General features: G+C 76.1%; 16 protein-coding genes. 8 read left to right on the top strand and 8 right to left on the bottom strand.

Going from position 1 to position 21,335, the window contains the following annotated elements:
* Positions 1–245 precede the first annotated feature (245 nt).
* Genes ACFZCF_RS22485 through ACFZCF_RS22475 form a run of 3 tightly spaced genes read right to left on the bottom strand, consistent with a single transcriptional unit; the run spans position 246 to position 3,099 of the window.
* Positions 246–1,619 (bottom strand): MFS transporter, encoded by a 1,374-nt coding sequence (locus ACFZCF_RS22485; protein ID WP_391288328.1) that lies wholly within the window; start codon positions 1,617–1,619, stop codon positions 246–248.
* Positions 1,620–1,669: 50 nt separating this feature from the next.
* Positions 1,670–2,434, bottom strand: a complete 765-nt coding sequence (locus tag ACFZCF_RS22480; protein ID WP_391288326.1) for a glycerophosphodiester phosphodiesterase family protein — start codon at positions 2,432–2,434, stop codon at positions 1,670–1,672.
* Positions 2,431–3,099, bottom strand: coding sequence for a YitT family protein (locus ACFZCF_RS22475; protein ID WP_388446466.1), 669 nt, complete (start codon positions 3,097–3,099; stop codon positions 2,431–2,433). Before ACFZCF_RS22475 ends, ACFZCF_RS22480 begins: the two co-directional genes overlap by 4 nt.
* A gap of 134 nt (positions 3,100–3,233) precedes the next feature.
* Here ACFZCF_RS22475 and ACFZCF_RS22470 point away from each other — a divergent pair, with 134 nt between their 5' ends.
* Positions 3,234–4,733 carry an aminotransferase class I/II-fold pyridoxal phosphate-dependent enzyme gene (locus ACFZCF_RS22470; RefSeq protein WP_391288323.1) on the top strand — a complete coding sequence of 500 codons (1,500 nt, stop codon included), beginning with the start codon at positions 3,234–3,236 and terminating at the stop codon, positions 4,731–4,733.
* Positions 4,734–4,857: 124 nt separating this feature from the next.
* Here the strand turns inward: ACFZCF_RS22470 and ACFZCF_RS22465 are convergent, their stop codons facing one another.
* Together ACFZCF_RS22465 and ACFZCF_RS22460 are read right to left on the bottom strand one after the other, a co-directional pair.
* Positions 4,858–6,459 carry a hypothetical protein gene (locus ACFZCF_RS22465; protein ID WP_391288321.1) on the bottom strand — a complete coding sequence of 534 codons (1,602 nt, stop codon included), beginning with the start codon at positions 6,457–6,459 and terminating at the stop codon, positions 4,858–4,860.
* Positions 6,460–6,496: 37 nt separating this feature from the next.
* Positions 6,497–6,691, bottom strand: coding sequence for a hypothetical protein (locus ACFZCF_RS22460; RefSeq protein ID WP_030493667.1), 195 nt, complete (start codon positions 6,689–6,691; stop codon positions 6,497–6,499).
* Positions 6,692–7,050: 359 nt separating this feature from the next.
* Here ACFZCF_RS22460 and ACFZCF_RS22455 point away from each other — a divergent pair, with 359 nt between their 5' ends.
* Both ACFZCF_RS22455 and ACFZCF_RS22450 read left to right on the top strand, forming a co-directional pair.
* On the top strand, positions 7,051–7,443 hold the full coding sequence (locus tag ACFZCF_RS22455) for an ankyrin repeat domain-containing protein (RefSeq protein ID WP_189953134.1): 393 nt from the start codon (positions 7,051–7,053) through the stop codon (positions 7,441–7,443).
* 273 nt (positions 7,444–7,716) lie between these two features.
* Complete coding sequence (locus ACFZCF_RS22450) at positions 7,717–9,213, top strand: HEAT repeat domain-containing protein (RefSeq protein ID WP_388446455.1); 1,497 nt, start codon at positions 7,717–7,719, stop codon at positions 9,211–9,213.
* A 611-nt stretch (positions 9,214–9,824) separates the two neighbouring features.
* Here the strand turns inward: ACFZCF_RS22450 and ACFZCF_RS22445 are convergent.
* The 3 genes from ACFZCF_RS22445 to ACFZCF_RS22435 are packed head-to-tail and all read right to left on the bottom strand — an operon-like array spanning position 9,825 to position 12,078.
* Positions 9,825–10,688, bottom strand: coding sequence for a 5-oxoprolinase/urea amidolyase family protein (locus ACFZCF_RS22445; RefSeq protein ID WP_391288318.1), 864 nt, complete (start codon positions 10,686–10,688; stop codon positions 9,825–9,827).
* Positions 10,685–11,317 (bottom strand): carboxyltransferase domain-containing protein, encoded by a 633-nt coding sequence (locus tag ACFZCF_RS22440; protein ID WP_391288316.1) that lies wholly within the window; start codon positions 11,315–11,317, stop codon positions 10,685–10,687. The genes ACFZCF_RS22445 and ACFZCF_RS22440 overlap by 4 nt, the downstream gene beginning before the upstream one ends.
* The gene (locus ACFZCF_RS22435; RefSeq protein ID WP_391288314.1) at positions 11,314–12,078 is read right to left on the bottom strand and encodes a 5-oxoprolinase subunit PxpA; all 765 of its coding nucleotides are present in this window, start codon (positions 12,076–12,078) and stop codon (positions 11,314–11,316) included. The genes ACFZCF_RS22440 and ACFZCF_RS22435 overlap by 4 nt, the downstream gene beginning before the upstream one ends.
* A 200-nt stretch (positions 12,079–12,278) precedes the next feature.
* Here ACFZCF_RS22435 and ACFZCF_RS22430 point away from each other — a divergent pair, with 200 nt between their 5' ends.
* The 5 genes from ACFZCF_RS22430 (at position 12,279) to ACFZCF_RS22410 (ending at position 21,335) form a co-directional block, all read left to right on the top strand.
* A complete protein-coding gene (locus ACFZCF_RS22430) occupies positions 12,279–13,001 on the top strand; it encodes an FCD domain-containing protein (protein ID WP_391288311.1) in 723 nt (240 codons plus the stop codon).
* A gap of 140 nt (positions 13,002–13,141) precedes the next feature.
* Positions 13,142–14,671: a hypothetical protein gene (locus tag ACFZCF_RS22425; RefSeq protein ID WP_391288309.1), complete on the top strand. Its 1,530-nt coding sequence runs from the start codon at positions 13,142–13,144 to the stop codon at positions 14,669–14,671.
* Complete coding sequence (locus ACFZCF_RS22420) at positions 14,668–15,582, top strand: hypothetical protein (protein ID WP_391288307.1); 915 nt, start codon at positions 14,668–14,670, stop codon at positions 15,580–15,582. The genes ACFZCF_RS22425 and ACFZCF_RS22420 overlap by 4 nt, the downstream gene beginning before the upstream one ends.
* Complete coding sequence (locus ACFZCF_RS22415) at positions 15,579–16,493, top strand: hypothetical protein (protein ID WP_391288305.1); 915 nt, start codon at positions 15,579–15,581, stop codon at positions 16,491–16,493. Before ACFZCF_RS22420 ends, ACFZCF_RS22415 begins: the two co-directional genes overlap by 4 nt.
* A gap of 81 nt (positions 16,494–16,574) precedes the next feature.
* Positions 16,575–21,335, top strand: a complete 4,761-nt coding sequence (locus tag ACFZCF_RS22410; protein WP_391288303.1) for a hypothetical protein — start codon at positions 16,575–16,577, stop codon at positions 21,333–21,335.

Raw genomic sequence — 21,335 nt, 5'->3', positions numbered from 1 at the left:
TCCCGGGCTTGTCGCCCACAGGACAGGTGTCGCTGTCGTCGTCATCCGGTCAACGTCCGGTCGGCGAGAAAGATTCCCGTTCCGGGTAATGCGTCGCCCGTCGTGCCGCCCCTTGTTGTACCCACCAGTGCCCGTTTTGTCACATCTGGCGGCAGATGTGACTCATCGTCTTCACTGAAGCAGCGCGCAGTAACGGTCCGCCTGGCAGGCCAAACGCGTACACTACCGGCCTTTTACTTCCGCGTCTAAATTCGTTCGGGCACCACATTCCCCGCCTCCCTGGCCGCCTCGCGCACCGGCACCCGCGCGAGGAGGACGAATCCGGCCACGAAGAAGATCACCAGGGAGATGATGGCAGCTCGATAGCTTCCGGTCAGCTGGTTCACGAGCCCGAACACCAGCGGGCCCAGCCAGCTCAGTCCCCGGTCGCTCAGCTCGTACGCGGAGAAGTACTCCGCCTCCTTGCCCTCCGGCACCGTGTGCGAGAACAACGAGCGCGACAGCGCCTGCGTCCCGCCCATCACCAGGCCGATGGCCGCCGCCAGGAAGTAGAAGAAGACCGGCGCCCCGGCCGGCAGGAAGTACCCCGCCAGCAGGATGAGGGTCCACACGACCAGGGCCCCCAGAATCGTCCGCTTGGCCCCGTGCGTCCGGGCGACCCGGCCCATCGCGAGCGCCCCGGCCACCGCGAGCACCTGCACCAGCAGGACCGCCGTGATGAGCGTCGTCTGCTCCAGCCCCAGCTCGTTCTTGCCGAAGACGGCCGCCTGCGAGATCACCGTCTGTACCCCGTCGTTGTAGACGAGGTAGGCGAGCAGGAAGGCGAGCGTCTTCGGGTGGTTGCGCATGTCGACGAGCGTGGCCCGCAGCTGGCGCCAGCCGGCCCCCACCGCGCCCGTCCCGTCCGCCTCCACCGCGCCGCCCGCCGGCAGCCCCCGGTCGCGTAGCCGCTTCAGCGGGATCAGCGCGAAGGCGCCCCACCAGAGTCCGGCGGAGGCCAGGCAGATGCGGACCGCCTCGCCCGCCGACAGGCCGAAGGACTCGTGGCCCGAGTACAGGACGAGGTTGAGGACCAGGACGAGCGCGCCCGAGGTGTAGCCGAACGCCCAACCGCGCGACGAGACCGCGTCCCGCTCCTCCGGCTCGGAGATCTGGGGCAGGTAGGAGTTGTAGAGCATCATCGACACCGCGAGCGCGGCGTTCGCCACGACGAGCAGCAGGGCGCCGAGCAGATAGCGGTCGTCCTTCAGGAAGAACATGCAGGTCGTCGCGCCCGCCCCGAGGTAGGCGGCCGCCGCGAGCAGCGGCTTCTTCCGGCCCCGGCGGTCGGCCGCCGCGCTCACCAGCGGCATCGCGACGATCGCCACCACGAGCGACGCCGAGACCGCGTAGGCGAAGAGCGAGTCGACGTGCACCGGGACGCCGAGCGGGTACACGTGCGTCCCGCCGCCGGCCGCCGCCTTCGCCAGCTCGTTCAGGTACGGACCCAGGAACACGGTCACGACGGTGGTCGAGTACACCGAGCAGGCGAAGTCGTAGAAGTACCAGCCGCGCTGCTCCCGTCTGCGCTCGGCCGGATCGGTGATGGGCCCCTCGGGCCCGGTCGTCTCGGCGGTCACGGCCGCACGCCCCCCTCGCTCGTCCCCGTCCCGGGGGCGCCCGCTCGCCCTCAGACCCATGCCCCGCGGGCGATGAGGACCTCGCGCAGCGTCTCCAGATGATCGGTCATGATGCCATCGACCCCCAGGTCGAGGAGAGACTCCATGCGCTCCGGATCGTTCACGGTCCACACGTGCACCTGGAGCCCGCGCGCGTGCGCCGCCCGGACGAAGCGGCGGTCCACCACGCGGACCCCGCCCTGCGTCTCCGGGACCTGCGCCGCCACGGCGCCCGCCCGCAGCGGGGCCGGCAGGCCGAGCGAGCGCAGCCGCAGGGCCGCGACGCCGGTGACGCCGAACGAGGTGGCGAGGCGCGGACCCGCGAGGCGCTGGGCGCGGGCGATCCGGGCCTCGGTGAAGGAGCTGACCAGGACCCGGTCCCAGGCCGCGGTGCGGGAGATCAGGTCGACCAGCGGGCCGAGCGCCGACTCGGTCTTCAGATCCACGTTCCAGCGCGCCTCGGGGAACTCCTGGAGCAGGTCCTCGAAGAGCGGCAGCGGCTCCTTGCCGGCCACCCGGGCCTCGCGCACCGCCGCCCACGGCAGGTCCCGGATCCGGCCCGCGGTGTCCGTCACCCGGTCGAGGGTCGCGTCGTGGAAGGCGACCAGCACGCCGTCGGCGGTGGTGTGGACGTCGGTCTCGAAGTAGCGGTAGCCCGCGGCGGCGGCCCGGCGGAACGCGGCCGCGGTGTTCTCCAGGCCGTCCGCCGTGCCGCCCCGGTGGGCGAAGGGCAGGGGGGACGGGTGGTCGAGATAGGGGTGTCGTACGCGAGTCACCGCCGCAGTATGGCGCCTTCCGGTGACTCCGCGGTGACGGCCGCCTCGACGGGCCGCGGCTCCGGGACCGCGAAGAAGCGGAGGAAGAACTGGGCGAGCGGGCCGATCGTCAGCGCGTACAGGAGCGTGCCGACGCCGACGGACCCGCCGAGCAGGAAGCCGGTCGTGACCACCGCCACCTCGATCAGAGTCCTGGTCAGCCGGATCGACCAGCCGGTCACCCGGTGCAGGCCCGTCATCAGGCCGTCGCGCGGACCGGGCCCGAAGCGGGCCGCGATGTAGAGACCGGTCGCCAGGGCGTTCAGGACGATGCCCAGCACCATGAGGGCGCCGCGCGTCACCAGGCCGTGGCCGTCCGGGAGCAGCGCGAGGGTGCCGTCCATCGCCAGGCCGATCACGAAGACGTTCGACACCGTGCCCAGGCCCGGGCGCTGCCGGAGCGGGATCCACAGCAGCAGCACGATGGCGCCCACGATGATCAGGACCACCCCGATCGTCAGCCCGGTCAGCCCGGCCAGGCCCTGGTGGAGCACGTTCCACGGCTCCATGCCGAGCCCCGCCCTGACCAGCAGGGCCGAGCTGGCCCCGTACAGCGCGAGGCCGGCGTACAGCTGGACCAGCCGTCGGGTCAGATGCCGGCCGCGGGAGCCGGAGGCGATGGACATGGAGGTGCCCCCCTGAGGTGGTGTGTGGCGGAAGATCGCGGCCCGCTGTGGTGCGAGTGGACCGACCCATGCCACTCTGTGGCGGGAGAACGGATGCCAACCATGGCCAATTCGATGAAGGTGGACTGATTTCCATGGCTCAGTGGACTTCGGCCGTCGGGGCCGCCCAGCTCGCCCGGCAGCTCCAGGCGCAGCAGCCCCGCCCCGCGGGACCCGGCGCCCGGAAGCCCCCCGCCTACCGCGCCCTCGCCGACGGCATCCGCCTGCTCGTCCTGGAGGGCCGGGTGCCGGTCGCCGCCCGGCTGCCCGCCGAGCGGGAACTCGCGCTCGCCCTCACCGTCAGCCGCACCACCGTCGCCGCCGCCTACGAGACGCTGCGCACCGAGGGCTTCCTGGAGTCCCGGCGCGGCGCCGGCAGCTGGACCGCCGTCCCGGCCGGCAACCCGCTGCCCGCGCGCGGCCTCGAACCGCTGCCGCCGGAGACCCTCGGCTCCCTCATCGACCTCGGCTGCGCCGCGCTGCCCGCCCCCGAGCCCTGGCTGACCCGCAGCGTCCAGGGAGCCCTGGAGGAGCTGCCGCCGTACGCGCACACCCACGGGGACTACCCGGCCGGGCTCCCCGCGCTGCGCGCCACGCTCGCCGAGCGCTACACCGCCCGCGGCATCCCGACGATGCCCGAGCAGATCATGGTGACCACCGGCGCGATGGGCGCCATCGACGCCATCTGCCACCTCTTCGCCGGGCGCGGCGAGCGGATCGCCGTCGAGTCCCCGTCGTACGCGAACATCCTCCAGCTCATGCGGGAGGCGGGCGCCCGGCTGGTCCCCGTCGCCATGTCCGAGGGACTCGGCAGCTGGGACCTGGGGCGCTGGCGCCAGGTGATGCGCGAGGCCGCGCCCCGCCTCGCGTACGTGGTCGCCGACTTCCACAACCCGACCGGCGCCCTCGCCGACGAGGACCAGCGCCGGGGGCTCGTGGAGGCCGCCCGGGCGGCCGGCACCGTCCTGGTCGTCGACGAGACCATGACCGAGCTCCACCTCGACGCGGACGTGGCGATGCCCCGGCCGGTCTGCGCCTTCGACCCGGCCGGCTCCACCGTCCTCACCGTCGGCTCGGCGAGCAAGGCGTTCTGGGCCGGGATGCGCATCGGCTGGGTCCGGGCCGCGCCCGACGTCATCCGCTCCCTCGTCGCCGCCCGCGCCTACGCCGACCTGGGCACCCCGGTCCTGGAGCAGCTCGGCGTCAACTGGCTGATGCGCACCGGCGGCTGGGAGGAGGCCGTCGACCTGCGCAGGGCGCAGGCCCGCGAGAACCGGGACGCGCTCGTCGCGGCGGTCCGCAGGGAACTGCCGGAGTGGGAGTTCGACGTGCCGAAGGGCGGCCTGACGCTCTGGGTGCGCACCGGCGGGCTCTCCGGCTCACGGGTGGCGGAGGCGGGCGAGCGGGTCGGCGTCCGCGTCCCCTCCGGCCCCCGCTTCGGCGTCGACGGCGCCTTCGAGGGGTACATCCGCCTGCCGTTCACCGTCGGCGGCCCGGTCGCCGAGGAGGCCGCCGCCCGGCTGGCCGCCGCCGCTCGGCTGGTCGAGTCGGGCCTCGGCGGGGGAGCGGAGCCCCTCAGGACGTTCGTGGCCTGAGGGGACGCGTGCGCCTGCCGCGCGCACGCGCGCGTGGAGACAGCGATGGCCGGTACGGAGAGACGGCGATGGCCGGTACGGGCGGGTCCGTACCGGCCATCGCCGTCTCCTGACTCCGGCGGGATCAGCCCTCCGCCGGGACCGGGGCGTGGCGGGGGAGAGGGGCGGGGGTCGGTTCGGCCGCCGCCTCCGGGACCTTCTCCAGGGCCACCGTGGCCGCCGCCCGCCGCTCCGGCAGGAGGTCGAGGACGGCCTGCCGGTCGGCGTCGCCGGCGGCGTCGTCGTACGGGTCGGGCGTGGCCGGCACCTGGAGGCGGAGGACCGGCCCGGTGCCGAGGCGGGCGTAGCCGCGGCCGGGCGGGACCTGCGGGGTCGGCGTGGTGTGCGGGGCGGCGCCGAGCACCGCGGCGATCTGCTCGGGGGAGGCGGGGCCGAGCACCACGCGGGCGCGGGCGTGCGCGCGTACCCCCTCGTGGAGCGCGTCGGCGGTGTCGAACTGCTCCGCCACCACCACCGTCACCTGGGCCGCCCGGCCGTGCCGCAACGGCGCCTGGAGCAGTTCCTGGGGGTCGGGCCGGCCCTCGGCGGCGGCCAGGTGGCCGAGGACGCCGGGGCGGTCGAGGAGGATCCACAGCGGGCGGCGGGTGTCCGCGGGGGCGGGGCGCCCCGCCTGCCGGGCGCGGTTCGCGGTGATCAGCCGCCGCTCGGTCTCCTGGGCGGCCCATTCCAGGCTCTCCAGGGCGCCGGACAGTTCGCTCTCGACGCCGAGGACGCCGTCACGGCCGACCAGGCAGGCGTACTCGCCGGCGCCGGCCCCGTCCACGATCAGCACGTCGCCGTGGGCGAGGGCCTGGAGCGCCAGGGAGCGCAGCAGGGAGGTGGTGCCGCTGCCGGGCTGGCCGACGGCGAGCAGGTGCGGCTCGGTGGAGCGGGGGCCGGTGCGCCAGACGACGGCCGGCGCGTCCTCGGAGCCGTCCGCCGAGACGACCGGCACGGTCCGCTGCACGGCGTCGGCGTCCGTGAAGCCGAGGACGGTCTCGCCGGGGGCGGTGACGAACCGCTGTGCGGCGATGGTGGTCGGCAGCGCGGCCAGTACGTGCATGTCGAGCCGGTTGCCCTCCTCGTCCCACTCGAAGAGGTACTCGCGGCCGCGGCCCGACTTGGCGTGCAGGAGCTGCTCGATGCGGGCGCGGGAGGCGGCCTCGCCGTCGGTGAAGTACGGGGGGTAGGAGATCCGCAGCCGCGTCAGGCGGCCGCTGTCGTCGAAGGCGTGGTCGCCGAAGGCCCGGGACCAGTCGCCGCCGTGGGCGAAGAGCGGGTCGGGGTCGTCGGGGACGGAGAAGTACGGCACCAGGGCCTCGTAGAGCCCCTTCAGCCGGGCGGTCTCCGCCTCGTCGGGGCCGGTCTTGACGACCGGTTTCTCACGCCCCTTCCACGCGGCGGCACCCATGAGCGCGACGAGCGCGAGCAGCGGCCCGTACGGCGCGAGGGCGACGACCAGGAGGCAGGCCGCGACCAGGAACAGCGTGGGACCGCGCCGTTCCTTGGGGGTCGCGGCCCACTTGGCGCGCGCGGTCGCGGCCAGTTTCCGCAGACCGCGGGAGACCGTGATCAGCGGGTGGAGCACGTCGGTGGCGCTGTCGGCGGCCGACCGCGCGATCTCTCGGCCGCGCGCCAGCTGCGCGCCGCCGTTGCTCAGAATGCGGGGGAGTGGTCGCCGGTACACGTCGTGCTCCTGGAGGGGTGGAAGGGGGTGAGTGGCGTCAGAACTTGATTCCGCCCAGCAGGCCGGCCAGGCTCTGGCCGCCCGCGGTGATGCTCGGTGCGATGGCGGTGCCCGCCAGGTAGAAGCCGAAGAGCGCGCAGACGAGGGCGTGCGACGCCTTGAGGCCGTCCTTCTTGAAGAACAGGAAGCAGATGATGCCGAGCAGGACGACGCCTGAGATGGACAGGATCATGGGGTGTTCTCCTGGTTGAGGGGACAGTCACGATGAGTCCTTCCAGGTTCACGGCAAGTATCTATGTGACTAAAGGTGCATTCGGGTGAATGGCGGGCGTTTTCACTTGACCGGCGGAGGGAGAGGGCCGTTCCGGGTGGCGAAAGCGTCGAAGTGGGGTAGGGGAGCCGTCGGAGACGGAGGTCACGGGGGGTGGACGCCGTGATCCTTGCCTCGGCCGGACGCGGTCATGTCACCGCGCGGGCAGTACCCTGTCGATTCACTCGTACGGCCGCGCGTGCCGTGCGCAGGTCAAGGGCAGGCGATACCGGGCGACAGGCGCGCGGTACGCGGTCGGAGCACGGAAGGCGGTTGTGGAGATGAGCGAGACCCCGGACCCCGAGGTCGTCGAGCTGGCGTCGAAGGTCTTCGACCTGGCGCGCACCGGCGACGCGGCGGCCCTCGCCGCCTACCTCGACGCGGGCGTCCCCGCGAACCTCACCAACGACCGGGGCGACACCCTCGTCATGCTCGCCGCCTACCACGGCCACGCCGACGCCGTCACGGCCCTCCTGGAGCGCGGCGCCGACGCCGACCGCGCCAACGACCGGGGCCAGACCCCGCTCGCCGGAGCCGTCTTCAAGGGCGCCGACGCCGTCATCCGTGCCCTCCTCGCCGGCGGCGCGAATCCGGAGTCCGGGACTCCGTCCGCCGTGGACACCGCCCGCATGTTCGGCAAGACCGAACTCCTGGAGCTCTTCACCACCAGGTGAACGCGGCCTGAACCCCAGGTGGGAACGGGTCCGTAAATGTGGTCGCGACCGTGCGGACGGTCGGTCATCATGACGACAAGCCCGGCCGTCCGACCGGGCTCCGGACGAGAGGCAGAGGAAGATGAGCAGCGCGCACAAGCGACGTACGACGGACGGCCCGACCTGTTGTCCCACGGCCTACTAGGCCGGGCTCCGCGCGGACGGGCCCTGCGCCCGGCCTCCGCCGCCCCGGTCCACCCGTCGTGACGACAGCTTGATGTGAGGCGTCTTCCCATGTTCGAACCAGCCATAGCGCCGAGCGGCACCCTGCTCGGCCTGCTGCAGAGGGGCCGCGGCGACGGCACCCTGCACGCCCTCGCCGCCCCCCGCACCGAGGCCCTCGTGGCCCTCGACCACTGCGTGCTCGCCGACCCGCGCCACGACTGGCGGGTCGAGAACCGCTCCTTGTACTACGCCCGGCTCTACCTCGACCTCCACGGAGGCCTGGAGGCCATCGAGGCGCACCTCTTCGCGCCCGAGGACCACCTCGACCCCGAGGAGCAGCGCACCGGCCTCGCCCTCGCCGTCCTCGGCCACCTGGCCTCCTACGGACGCCACGACGCCCTGCTGCTCCTCCGGCGCTACGCCGCCGCCGGTGCCAACTGGGCCTGGGCCCTCGACGAGCTCGCCCTGCGCGACGACGACGCCGGACTCCGCTCGCTCGCCGAGCCCGTCCTCGCCCGCTTCCCGCAGGACGAGGCCGGCGACACCGCGCTCGCCGGAACCGTCCGCGACGCCTTCGAGCCCCGCCCCTGGCGCCTGTGGGCCGAGGACCAGCGCGACGCCGTCGGCGCCCGCGTCCGCGCCGCCCAGGAACACGGCTCCTTCGACCGCTGGCAGCGGCAGCTGCGCCCCACCGGGCCCCGCCCCGGCTGGAGCGTCCGCGCCGTCCTCGACTGGGCCCAGGAGGGGTACGAGCGCGGAGCCGACCTCGCCGGCCCCGCCGCCCGCTGCCTGGCCGCCGTGGCCGGGTCCGAGGACCGGCCCGAGCTGCTGGCCGCCGCCCGCGCCGGCGCCCCCGGCGCGCGCGCCGCCGCCCTGCACCACCTGGCCGCCACCCGGGACCCCGCCGTCCTCGACCTCGTCGAGGCCGCCGCCGACGCCGTACACCCCCTCGACACGGCCGCCGGCACCACCCCCGGACAGACCGGTCCGTACGCCGACGTGCCCGGAGCCGTCGACCGCGAGGCGCTGGCCGCCGCCCGGGCCGCCGTCACCGCCTACCTCCGCATGTGCGGAGAGGACGCGGTCGCCCGCGCCCGCGCCTGGATCCACCGCACCGACCCCCTCGGCGCCGCCGCCGGCGAGACCCTCGCCGCGCGCGGCGAGGCGCGGGACGCCGCGCTCGTCCTCGGCGCCCTGCGCACCGCCATCCGCACCGGCGGGCCCGACGCGGCCGCGCTCGGAGCCCTCGTCGACGGCGCCGGCCGCCTCGGCATCGCCTGCGCGGCGCCCGTGCTGCGCCACGTCTACCGGGAGACGGCCTCCTCCCAGTTGCGCGGCCGCACGGCCCGCGCCCTCGCGGCCACCGACCCCTCCTTCGCCAGCGGCTTCGCCGTCGAATGCCTCTGGGACTGCGAGGAGACCACCCGCGAGATCGCGGCCCAGCACGCCGAGACGGCCGACGCGCGCGTGGCCGAGCGATTGCGCCGCCTCGCCGCCGACCCGGCCGAGGAGGTCGAGGTCCAGACCGCGGTCCGCAACCGCATCGGCCCCGACCTCCAGGTCTGAGCCGACCCACCACCGCCCCGGCCCGGGGCGGCGCGGCCCCCGGCGCGACCCGCCGAGCGTGGCCCCGCCCCGGGACCGCGAGGGCGGTCCCCGCCCGGACCGGAACCTGCGCCGCGGCCTTCCACCGGGCTCTTCCCGAGCGAGGCCTCGCCCCGGGGGTCCGCACCCTCCCCGGAGGCGTCCGAGCCGCCGCCCACCCGAGCCGAGACCGTGCGGTGGCCGGCCACGGCCGGGACCGGCCCTGAAGCCGTCCAGGCCTCCATGGGGCCGCGTCCGGGCCAACGCCGAGTCGAGCACCTGGACGGCGCCGCGACCACCGAGGTCGCCCCCGGCGACGTCCTGGTCGTCCACACGCCCGGCGGCGGGGGCCACGGCACCCCACCGCAGGACGACGGGACACCCGGCGACCGCGACGACCGCACCGACGCCGGGGCCCCCAGGGCCTGTCGTCAAACTCCCGCCTGCCCCACGACGCCATGCACGCACTCTCGCCGCACCGGGCACAAGGCCAAGTACGTCCCGTACGAGGCCTCGCGCCCGGCACGCCGAGAGCACGCACCTGACGCCGCGGGGCCGCCCTCCGGGCGACGGCGGGAGTTCGACGACAGGCCCTAAGGAGCGGTGACGAACCGGACCCGGGTCCCCGGCACGGCCTGCGCGGCCGCCCCCAGGTCCGTCTCCCGCACCACCGCCACCACCGGATAGCCGCCGGTCGTCGGATGGTCCGCCAGGAAGACCACCGGCCGGCCGTCCGGCGGCACCTGCACCGCCCCCAGGACCATGCCCTCGCTGGGCAGTTCCCCGGGAAGGGCCCGTTCCAGGGCCGGCCCGTCGAGGCGCAGCCCGATGCGGTTGCTCGCCGAGGACACCCGGTACGCGCGCGTGGTGAGGGTCCGGAGCGCGCCGGCGGTGAACCAGTCGTCGCGCGGCCCGAGCCGGACCCGCAGGACCAGTTCGTCCGGCGGGCCCGGCCAGGGAGGAGCGTCGACCGACCCCCGTACGGCCGTGGCCGCCCCCAGCGGCAGCACCGCCCCCTCGGCCAGCGGCGCCGGGCCGAGCCCGGACAGCAGGTCGGTGGAGCGGCTGCCGAGCACCGGTTCGACGGCGATCCCGCCGCCGAACGCCACGTACGAGCGCAGCCCGCGCACGGCGGCCCCGACCTCCAGGAGCGCCCCGGCGGGGACCCGTACCGCCGTGCCCCAGGGCAGCGGCCGGCCGTCCGCCCGGACCGGGCACGGCGCCCCGCCCACCGCCACCGTCACCGCCCTCGGGGACCGCAGCGCACAGCCGTCGACGGTGGTCTCCAGGACGGCGGCGTCCTCGGCGTTGCCGACCAGCCGGTTCAGCAGCCGGACGGCGGCCGGGTCCAAGGCGCCCGAGCGGGGCACGCCCAGGTGCGCGTACCCCGGCCGTCCCAGGTCCTGCACGGTGGTCAGGGCGCCGGCCCTGACGACGGCGACGGCACGGTCGTTCATCGGCCGGGCCCCGTCCGGGGCGCCGGGACGAACCGCACGCGCGTACCGGGCGACAGCAGCGCCGCCGGCTCCCGCGCGGCGTCCCACAGGACCGCGTCCGTCGTCCCGATCAGCTGCCAGCCGCCCGGAGAGGAACGCGGGTACACGCCCGTGTACGGCCCCGCCAGCGCCACGGACCCGGCGGGCACCGACGTCCGAGGCGTCGCCCGGCGCGGCACCTCGTACCGTGCCCCGAGCCCCGTCAGATAGCCGAAGCCGGGCGCGAAACCGCAGAAGGCGACCCGGAACTCCGTCGAGGAGTGGATCCGTACCGCCTCCTCGGGCGGCACGCCCCACCGGGCGGCCACCTCGGCCAGGTCCGGGCCGTCGTACCGGACCGGGACCTCCACGACCGGACCCACGCGCGCGTGCCCGGGCCCCGGCGGCCAGCCGGGCAGTTCGGCGGCGAGCCGCGCGGGCTCGGCCACCCCGTCGAGCAGCACCGTCCGCGCCGCCGGCACGACCTCCCGCACGCCGGGCAGCGCGCCGGACGCCCGGCGCCGCAGCAGCTCCGCGTGGAAGGCCTCGGCGGCGGCCCCGTCGGCCAGTTCGACGAGCAGGGCCCGCTCGCCCACCCGCAGCACCCTCACGCGAACGCCTCCACGGTCACCCCGGCCGACTCCAGGGCCGTCCGGACGCGCCGGGCCAGCTCCACCGCGCCCGGGGTGTCCCCGTGCAGGCAGAGCGAGCGCGCCCGCACGGCCACGGCCGTCCCGCAGTGCGCGGTGACCGTGCCCGAGCGGACCAGCGTCACCGACCGCTCGACCACCTTGTCCGGATCGTGCACCACGGCCCCCTCCTGCCCCCGTGGCAGCAGGGAGCCGTCGGCCCGGTAGGCGCGGTCCCCGAAGGCCTCGGCCACCACCGGGAGCCCGGCCCGCTCCGCCGCCTCGTGCAGCCGCGAGCCCGGCAGCCCCAGCACCGGCAGCGCGCCGCCCGCGAGGAGCACCCCGTCGACGACCGCGGCCGCCTGCTCCGCGTCCCGCACCACCCGGTTGTAGAGCGCCCCGTGCGGCTTCACGTACGCCACCCGGGAGCCGGCCGCGCGGGCGAAGACCTCCAGGGCACCGATCTGGTACGCCACCTCGGCGGCCAGCTCCGCCGGCGGCACGTCCATCGCCCGCCGTCCGAACCCGGCGAGGTCCCGGTACGACACCTGGGCCCCGATCCTCACCCCCCGCTCGGCGGCGAGCTCGCACACCCGCCGCATGGTGACCGCGTCCCCCGCGTGGAAGCCGCAGGCGACGTTGGCGCTGGTGACGACGGAGAGGAGCCGCTCGTCGTCGGTCAGCGTCCACCGGCCGAACCCTTCTCCGAGATCGGCGTTCAGGTCGATCGAGACCCCGCTCATGGTGCTGCCCCTTTCACCGGTGCTCCGGTGCCGGCGTCCGCAGGCTCCGCCACCGGTCGTCCGTCCTCAGGGACCCGGTAGCCTCGACGTTAGGGGATTGTTGAACGATCGGACAAGAGCTGTTGTCCCGGATCCGATTCTGCGGTTGACTCGACGGCCACACGACGACCGGGCCGGCGGCCCCATGAGGAAGGGGGACCGTGGGAGCGAGCGACACCGGCGCGGCCGGGACGGCCGGGGGACTGGCGGACGACCGGGCACTGCTCGGCCGCACCAGCACGGCGGAGCGGGTCGCGGACATCCTGCGCACCCGCATCGCCGAGGGCTTCTTCCCGCCCGGAACCCGCCTCTCCGAGGAGAGCATCGGCAGGGCCCTCGGGGTCTCCCGCAACACCCTGCGCGAGGCCTTCCGGCTCCTCACCCACGAGCGGCTCCTCGTGCACGAGCTCAACCGCGGCGTCTTCGTCCGCGTCCTCGCCGTGGACGACGTCGAGGACCTCTACCGCACCCGCCGGCTCGTCGAGTGCGCCGTCGTACGGAGCCTCGGCGAACCGCCCTTCCCGGTGGCCGGCCTCGCCGCCGCCGTCGCCGAGGGCGAGGCCGCCGCGAGGGCCGGCGACTGGCGCGCGGTCTCCACCGCCAACATCCACTTCCACCGGGAACTCGTCGCCCTCGCCGGCAGCGCCCGCACCGACGAGCTCATGCGCGGCGTCCTGGCCGAGCTGCGCCTCGCCTTCCACGTGGTGGAGGACCCGCGGGACCTCCACGAGCCCTACCTCGCCCGCAACAAGGAGATCCTGGCAGCCCTGGAAACGGGGGAGCGGACCGCAGCTGAACGCCTCCTCGTCCGCTACCTCGACGACTCCGCCGAGCGCGTCGCGGCCGCCTGCGCGCGCGCCGTGGACGAACCGGCGCAGGCGTAGCGGCCGGACCGAGCACCGCCCGGGCGCCTGGGTGCGGGGCCTTCCCGCGCCGGGCGGAGAGTACCGCCCGGGCCGGGACCGGGGCGGTGGTTTCTGCGCCGTTTCGACCCATGTCAGTGCGAGGACCTACTCTGTGCACCGTGACTTCGCCTGCCTCGACGGACCTCGCTCCGCCCCAGCTCAGCGTGGGGCCGCGCCCCGCGCAGGGGCCGGCCGCCGACGAAGGGCTCGCGCGGCGCCTGCGCGCGCTCGCCTGCACGGCGCCGCTGCACGACCTCGACGCGCGCAAGTCCAACCTCGCGGGCGAGTACACGGTCTACGCGATGGCCGAGGTCGCCCTCGCCGCGATCGACCTCGTCACCCTCCACATGGACTTCGACACCGGCGCCGACCACGACCAGGTCGTCGCCCGGTTGCTGCCCCGGGTCGCCGCCCAGGCCCCGGAGCGCCCCGCCGCCGAGCACGAGCGCGTGGCCCGCTGGGTGCTGGAGAACCTGATCAACGTCGGCAGCGTCGACCGCGGCTTCCGCGCCGTCTACGGCACCTTCGGCACCGACGGCGTGTACGTCCGCCGGGACTACGACTTCAAGCTCATCGAGGAGGTCCCGGGCTACGGCGGCGCCGTCTGCCTCCGGACCACCGACGAGGCCGTCAACGTGCTGGTCGGCGCGCTCGACACCGACGTCACCAGCGCGCAGATCGCCGCCGAGGTGAAGCTGGAGGTCCTCATCAGCCGGGGCCGCCTCGCCGACGCCCAGCTCGCGGCCGAACAGGCCCGCTACCGCACCGTCCAGTACGCCGAGACCCTCCGCAGGACCCTGGAGGCCACCCGGCGCAACGTGCGCGCGGTCGACTGGCTCAACAGCGTCCCCGACATGATCGCCGAGGCCCTGGACCACGTCGCCGACCGCTACCGCCACGAGAACGCGATCCTCACCAACATCCGCAAGGCCAGGGACGAGGCCGAGGAGCCCGAGCACAAGCGCCGGGCCGCGGAACTGGTCGACATCGTCAAGGACTGCATCCGCCGCCACACCCAGCTCCAGTCCCGGCTCCTGGAAGCGGGCCCGCTGTTCCGCGCCGAGCAGGACCGGCAGGCCTTCGCCGCGCCCACCAGGTACACCGGCCTCGACCTGTACGGGCAGCTCGTCGCGCCCGTGCTGCCCCTCCCCGTCGAGCGCGCCACCCGCGTCACGGACGCCTTCTTCGCGCGCGGCACCGGCCTGCGCACCCCCGCCTCGGTCCGCCTCGGCGACCTCGTGGACCTGCTCCTCACCCCGCCCGTCGAGCGCGAGCACCTCGGCGCGGAGATGCCCGAGCCGGACCTGATCGCCACCCCCGACGACTCCCGCTTCAGCGAGCGGCAGCTCGCCGACGCGCTCGCCCTCCTCGACCTGGAGCACGACGCCCCGCGCCGCCTCTCCGGGCTGCTCGCCGACGCCCGCGCCACCGGCGGCGAGGACCTCGCCTACCTGGTCGCCCTGCTCGCCGTCCACGCGGCCAGCCCGCCGGTCGGCACCGCCTACCGCCAGGGCGAGGAGCGCCTGCTCTTCGCCGTCGACGACGGCACCCCGCTCGACGACCCCGGTTTCGGCGGCGCGGACCTCATCGTCGGCACGGCGCTCCTCGACGCCGCGGGCATGGCCGCCGACCGTTCGGAGGCGACGTGAGGTACGCCTCCGGCAAGCGCCCCCGCCTCCTCACCCGCGCCACGCGCGCGTGGCTCCCGAAGCCGACCGCCCCGGAGCAGCCGCCGGCCCCCGACACGGACCCGACCCCGGCCCCGCCCGACGCCGCCGAACCGACCCCGGCCACGGCGCACTTCGCCGATCCCACGGCCACCGCGTCGGCCCCCGCCGAGCAGCCGCCGGTGGCCCGGGTGGACCTCGCCGATCCCGCGGCCGCCCCGACGGCCGTCACGGAGCAGCCGTCGGCCGCCCCGGCCGATCCCGCGGCCGCCCCGACGGCCCCGGCTTCCGCGACGGTCCCGGTCGGTTCCGTCGTCGACGCCACCGACCAGCCCGAAGCCCCCACCGCGCCGGAAGCCCCCACCGCGCGCCCCGCGCCGGACGCGCGCACCGGTCCCCGCCTCGTGCCCCCCTTCGTGGACCCGCCGTCCGGGCCCGCCACTGCGGCGGCCCCCCGCACCTCGGCACCCGAGCCCATCGGGGGGACCGGCATCGGGTCAGCGACCGATCCCGGCCCCGACCCCGTCCGGGTGACCGGCACCGGATCCGCGACCGACCCCGACCCCGCCCGGGCAACCGGCACCGAGCCCGCGACCGATCCCGACCCCGCCCGGGAAACCGGCACCGGCCCCGCGACCGGCTCCCTCCCCGCGCCCCTCCCCGCCCCCCGTCCCCGCTTCGCCGTCGTCTCCCTGCCGGAGGCGCCTCGGGGCGGCGGGCGGCGGCGGGAGCTGCCGAGCGTGCGGGCCGTGCGCCTCGGCGGCGCGGGGGAGCCGCCACCGGGCGGGCCCGCCGTGCCGCCCGCCGCCGTCACCCCCGTGCCGCTGCCCCTGCCGAGGGCCGGCACCGCCGCCGTACCGAACGAGAGCCGCACCGAGGAGCCCCAGCCGTGAGCGACAACCACGTCGAGTACGCCGAGTACCCGGACGCGTGGAGCGAGCAGGAGTCCCCCCGGCCCCCGGCCACCGCGCCCGCGCACGCCGCCGTCACCCCCGCGGACGCCGCCGACGCGGCGCGCCTCGTCTCCTTCGGGCTCCAGCCGAAGCTGCTGCCCGCCCGGGACGCCGAATACGCCGAGCTGCTCCGCCGCTACCAGGAGGACCCGGGGTTCGCGCGGCTCGCCGACGCCGTCGCGACCGGTCTCGGCCTGATCGTCCTGGAGGTCTCCCCGCGCGCGGGGATGGCCGTCACCGCCGGCGAGGACTCCGTCTTCGCCGTCCGCATGGGCGACTACGCCCGCCGCGCCAACACCGACGCCGCCGACCGCTTCCTGCACGGCCTGGCCCACCTCGCCATCGCCGCGATGGCCTTCCCGCGCCCCGAAGACCTCGCCGACGACGCGTACATCGGCCGCCTCACCGTCAACGGCGTGGACTCCTTCGTCCGCCAGGCCTGCCTCCGCCTGGAGCAGCGCGCCGAGGAGGAGGGCGAGAACACCGACCCCGCCTCCGACGCCCCCGGCCTGGAGGCCGCCTGGCGCGTCTGGTCCCGCCGCTCCACCACCGGCGCCACCAAGGACGCCCGCCGCCTCGCGGGCTCCACCACCGGCATCGTCGCCAAGGCCGTCGCCTTCCTCACCGAGTCCGGCTTCCTCCAGCGCACCGGAGACGAGAACGGCGGCTCGTACCGCACCACCGCCCGCTACCAGCTGCAGGTCCGCGACATGGCCGGTTCCGCCGCCCTCACCCAACTGCTCGACCTCGGGATCGTCCCGGTCAGCGACGGCACCGCCACCCTCGTCCCGCCGCCCGAGGGAGACGACCTGGAGCTCGCCGCCGACGCCGGCCTCCCCTTCCACGCGTAAGCCCACCACCCCGCGTCCCCCGGGCCGCCGCATCCCGCCCCACCGAACTCCCCGAGCACGAGAGCACGAGAGTCCCTCGCCATGTACGAGCTGTCCCGGGTCCGCCTCTACTCCATCGGCCCCGCCGGCGCCCGCTACGCCGACACCGTCCTGGACCTGCGCGGCGTCGGCGCCCCCGTGCCGAACCCGGCGCCCACCCAGGCGGAGTTCTTCGAGGAGGAGCCCGTCGGCCCGCCCCGCCGCCCCGCGCCCGCGGGCGTGCTCTTCCTGGAGAACGGCGGCGGCAAGTCCGTCCTCCTCAAACTGATCTTCTCGGTGATGCTCCCGGGCCACCGCAACACCCTCGGCGGCGCCAGCTCCGGCGTGCTCCGCAAGTTCCTGCTCGCCGACGACTGCGGCCACGTCGCCCTGGAGTGGCAGCACACCCTCACCGGCGAACTCGTCGTCGTCGGCAAGGTCAGCGAGTGGCGCGGCCGCCAGGTCTCCAACGACCCGCGGAAGTTCGCCGAGGCCTGGTACTCCTTCCGCCCCGGCCCCGGCCTCAGCCTGGACAACCTCCCGGTCGCCGAGGCGAACGCGGTCCGCCCCGCCGTCGAGGGCGCCTCGGCCGCCACCGGCCGCCGCCGCACCATGAAGGGCTTCCGGGACGCCCTCACCGAGGCCGGCAAGGCCTACCCGCACCTGGACGTGGTGTGGGAGGAGATCCACGACCGCTGGAACGAGCACCTCGGCGAGCTCGGCCTCGACCCCGAACTCTTCCGCTACCAGCGCGAGATGAACGCCGACGAGGGCGAGGCCGCCGGTCTCTTCGCGGTGAAGAAGGACTCCGACTTCACCGACCTCCTCCTGCGCGCCGTCACCGACACCCGGGACACCGACGGACTCGCCGACCTCGTCGGCGGCTTCGGCAACAAGCTCGGCCGCCGCGCCGAACTCACCGCCGAACGCGACTTCACCGCCGGCTCCGTCGACCTCCTCGGCCGCATCGTCGACGCCGCCGGAACCCGGTCCCACGCGCGCGAGGTGCACGCCGCGGCCGAGCGCCGCACCCGCACCCTCGCCCGCCGCCTGTCGGCCCGCGGCGCGGCCGAGCGGGCCCGTGCCGCCGAACTGGCCGAGCGGGTCACCGCCGCCGGCCACGCCGTCGCCGAGGCCGAGACGGCCCGCGAGCGCAGCTCCCTCATCGCCGCCGAACTCGCCTACCGGCACGCCTCCCTGGCGCTCGCCGCCGCCGAGAAGGGCGCCGCCTCCCAGCGCCGCGAGCTGATCGAGGCCCGCACCCTGCACGCCGCCTGGCAGGCCGCCGAGTCGGTGCTCCGCCACCGCGCCGCGGGCGACCGCTCCGCGCGCGTGGCCGCCGCCATCCGCGAGGCCGAGCGCGACGCCGCCCCGGCCCTCGCCGCCCGCGCCCGGGCCGCCGCCGACCTCGTACGGGCCCTGGCCGCGGCCGCGGAGGAGGGCGAGCGGCTCGCCGCCGAGGAGGAGGAACGGTCCACCGCCCTCCAGGAGGCCGGCGAGGCCGCCCACCGGGACGCCACCGCCGCCGCCACCGAGGCCCAGCGCGCCCGCAGCGAGGCCGGCCACCTGCGCCAGCGGCTCGCCGAGGTCGAGCAGGAGACCGCCGAGGCCGTCCGGGCCGGCTGGCTCGACGACTCCGCGCCCGACGCCGACCCGGCCCGCGCCGCGCTCGCCGCCGCCGACGCGGAGAAGACCACCGTCGCCGCCTGGGACGCGGCCCGCGAGGCGGCCCGCACCGCGAGCGACCGGGCCCGCGAGACGGCCGCCGCCGAGTCCCGCGCCGAACTCGCCGCCGCCCGCGCCGCCGACGCCGCGGAGGCCGCCGGCAACGCCTACGACGCCGAGCGCCGCGCCGCCGAGGCCCTGGCCGCCGAGGAACGCCTCGCCGAACTCCTCGGCCTGCCCTCCTCCGGCTCCCCGCTGCCCGGCCAGCGCGCCGCCGTCCCCACCGAGGGGGCCGCCGAGAACCCGGAGCAGCACGGAAGCCCCGACGGGCCCGACGGCCGGTCCCCGCTCTCCGTCACCGACTTCGACCGTTATGCGGAGGAGCTGCGCCGCCTGCTCGACGAGGCCGTCGCCTCCGCCGAGCGCCGCCTCTTCGACCTGCGCACCGCCGCCGCCGACGACTCCCGCATCCTCGGGGCCCTCGGCGACGGCGGCCTGCTGCCGCCCGGTCCGGACGTCCTCGCCACCGTCGAGTTCCTCGGCGAGCAGGGCATCCCCGCGCTCCCCGGCTGGCGCTACCTGGCCCAGTCCGTCGATCCCGCCGACCACGCGCGCGTGCTCGCCGCCCGCCCCGAACTCGTCGACGGCGTCGTCATCACCGACCCCGTCTCGTACGGGCGCGCCCGCGAGGCCCTCGCCTCGGCCGCCCTGCTGCCCCGCTCCGCCGTCGCCGTCGGTACCGCCGCCGCCCTCCTCGCCCCCGTACCGGCGCAGGACCCCGGCGACGACACCGGCGTCTTTCTCGTGCCCCCGAACCCGGCCATGCACGACGAGCACGCCGCCGACGAGGAGCGGCAGGCGCTCCGCGCGCGTGCCGCCGCCCGCGACGAGGAGATCCGCGCCCTCGCCGCCCGGCTCGCGGGCGACCGCGCCCTCGCCGCCCGGATCGGTGCCTGGCGCGCCGACTGCCCGCCCGGCATGCTCGCCGAGCTCGCGGCCGTCGCCGCCACCGCCCGCGAGACCGCCGAGACGGCCGCCCGTGCCCTCGGCGAGGCCCGCGCCCTGCGCGCCGAGGCCGAGGAGACCGCCGCCGAGGCGCTCGCCGTCCGCGACGAGCGGCAGGAGGCCGCCCAGCGCGCCCGCCGCGTCGCCGACGCCCTCGCGGGGCTCGCGTACCGGCTCCGCGAGCGCTCCGCCTGGCAGGCCAAGCTCCGCGAACTCGCCGACGACGCCGCCGAGGCCGAGGCCCGCGCCCAGACCTGCCTCGAACGCGCGCGTGCCGCCGACGAGGACCGCCGGGCCGCCCAGCGGGCCGCCGACGACGCCCACCGCACGGCCCGCGCGCTGCGTGCCGAGCGCGCCGAGATCGCCGGCGCCCCCGAGCAGCTGCCGGAGGAGGCCCCGGACGCCCCCCGGGCCGCGCTCCCCACCCTCCGCGAGGCCTACCGGGCCGCCTCGCAGGTGTACGAGAAGGTCGGTGTCGGTGCCGACCTGCGCGCCGAGCAGGCCCGCGCCGAGAGCGACGAGTCCGCCGCCCTCGCCGAACTGGACCGGCTCACCAACAAGGTCCGCACCCGCGCCGAGCAGCTCCTGGAGTCCACCGACGGCGCCGACGGCCCGTCCCGGCAGGCCGCCGCCGCCCGCGCCGAGTCCCTGGTGCAGATGCTGGAGTCCCGCGCCACCGAGGCGAGCGAGAAGCTGGGCCGGCTCCGCGGCGAGTCCGAGCGGCTCGCGCCCGAGGACGGCGAGGTCCACACCGAGCTGCCGGAGGAGCTGGTCCCGGCCGACGCCGAGCGCGCCCAGGTGCTGCTCCGCACCGCCGGCGCCGAACTCGCCGCCCGCAGCGACGCGCTGGACGCGGCCCGCGCCGCCCACGCCGGTCTGCTGCGCGACCACCGGGCCGCCGAGGACGCCGCCGGCGGCTTCGACGAGACCGCCGCCCTCCTGCGGGACCTGCTGCGCGACCACGCGGAGGAGGAGCAGGAGGAGCCGGAGCCGTACGCCGGTTCCCTGGAGGAGGCCCGGAACGCGGCCGGCGAGGCCCGGCGGGCGCTGCGCGCCTGCGCCGCCGAACTGTCCGCCGCCGACTCCGCCGTCCGCGAGGCGAGCGACATCCTCGTCCGGCACGCCAACTCCAGCCGCTACGAGCAGGTCCGCACCCCGGCCCGCCAGCAGATCCGCGAACTGCCGGCCTCCGCGCTGCCCGAGCACGCCGCCAAGTGGGCGGAGGCCTTCGCGCCCCGGCTGCGGGTCCTCACCGACGAGCTGGCCCAGCTGGAGCGCAACCGCGACTCGATCGTGGACCGGCTGCGCGGCCTGGTGGAGACCTCGCTCGCCACCCTCCGCTCCGCCCAGCGGCTCTCCCGGCTCCCCGAGGGCCTCGGCGAGTGGTCGGGCCAGGAGTTCCTGCGGATCCGCTTCGAGGAGCCCGACCAGGCGACCCTCACCGAGCGGCTCGGCGAGGTCGTCGACGAGGCGACCCGGGCCGCCGTCAGGAAGAACTCCGACCTGCGCCGCGACGGCATGTCGCTGCTGCTGCGCGGGGTGCAGGCGGCGCTCGAACCCAAGGGCGTCGCCGTCGAGATCCTCAAGCCGGACGCGGTGCTGCGCGCCGAGCGGGTGCCGGTCGGGCAGATGGGCGACGTCTTCTCCGGCGGCCAGCTGCTCACCGCGGCCATCGCGCTGTACTGCACGATGGCGGCGCTGCGCTCCAACGACCGGGGCCGCGACAAGCACCGGCACGCGGGCACGCTGTTCCTGGACAACCCGATCGGCCGCGCCAACGCCACGTACCTGCTCGAACTCCAGCGGGCCGTGTCGGACGCGCTCGGCGTCCAGCTGCTCTACACCACGGGCCTGTTCGACACGACGGCCCTCGCCGAGTTCCCGCTGGTGATCCGGCTGCGCAACGACGCGGACCTGCGGGCGGGACTGAAGTACATCAGCGTCGAGGAGCACCTGCGCCCGGGCCTGCCGCAGCCGGCCGGCGAGGGCGAGATGATCCACGGCGAGATCACGGCGACCCGGATGTTCCGCCGCCACCAGGACGACCCCCGGGGCGACCGGCGGGCCGACCGCCGTGACGAGCGTCAGGGCGACCGGGGGAACGACCGGCGTGACGAGCGCCAGGACGCCGGGGACCCGTCCCCGGCGCCGTAG

Origin of the sequence: Streptomyces sp. NPDC007945, assembly GCF_042958885.1 — a bacterium.
In the GTDB taxonomy this organism is placed as follows: domain Bacteria; phylum Actinomycetota; class Actinomycetes; order Streptomycetales; family Streptomycetaceae; genus Streptomyces.
Note: the sequence above shows the minus strand (reverse complement) of the source record. Positions and strands in the feature narration are given on the sequence as shown.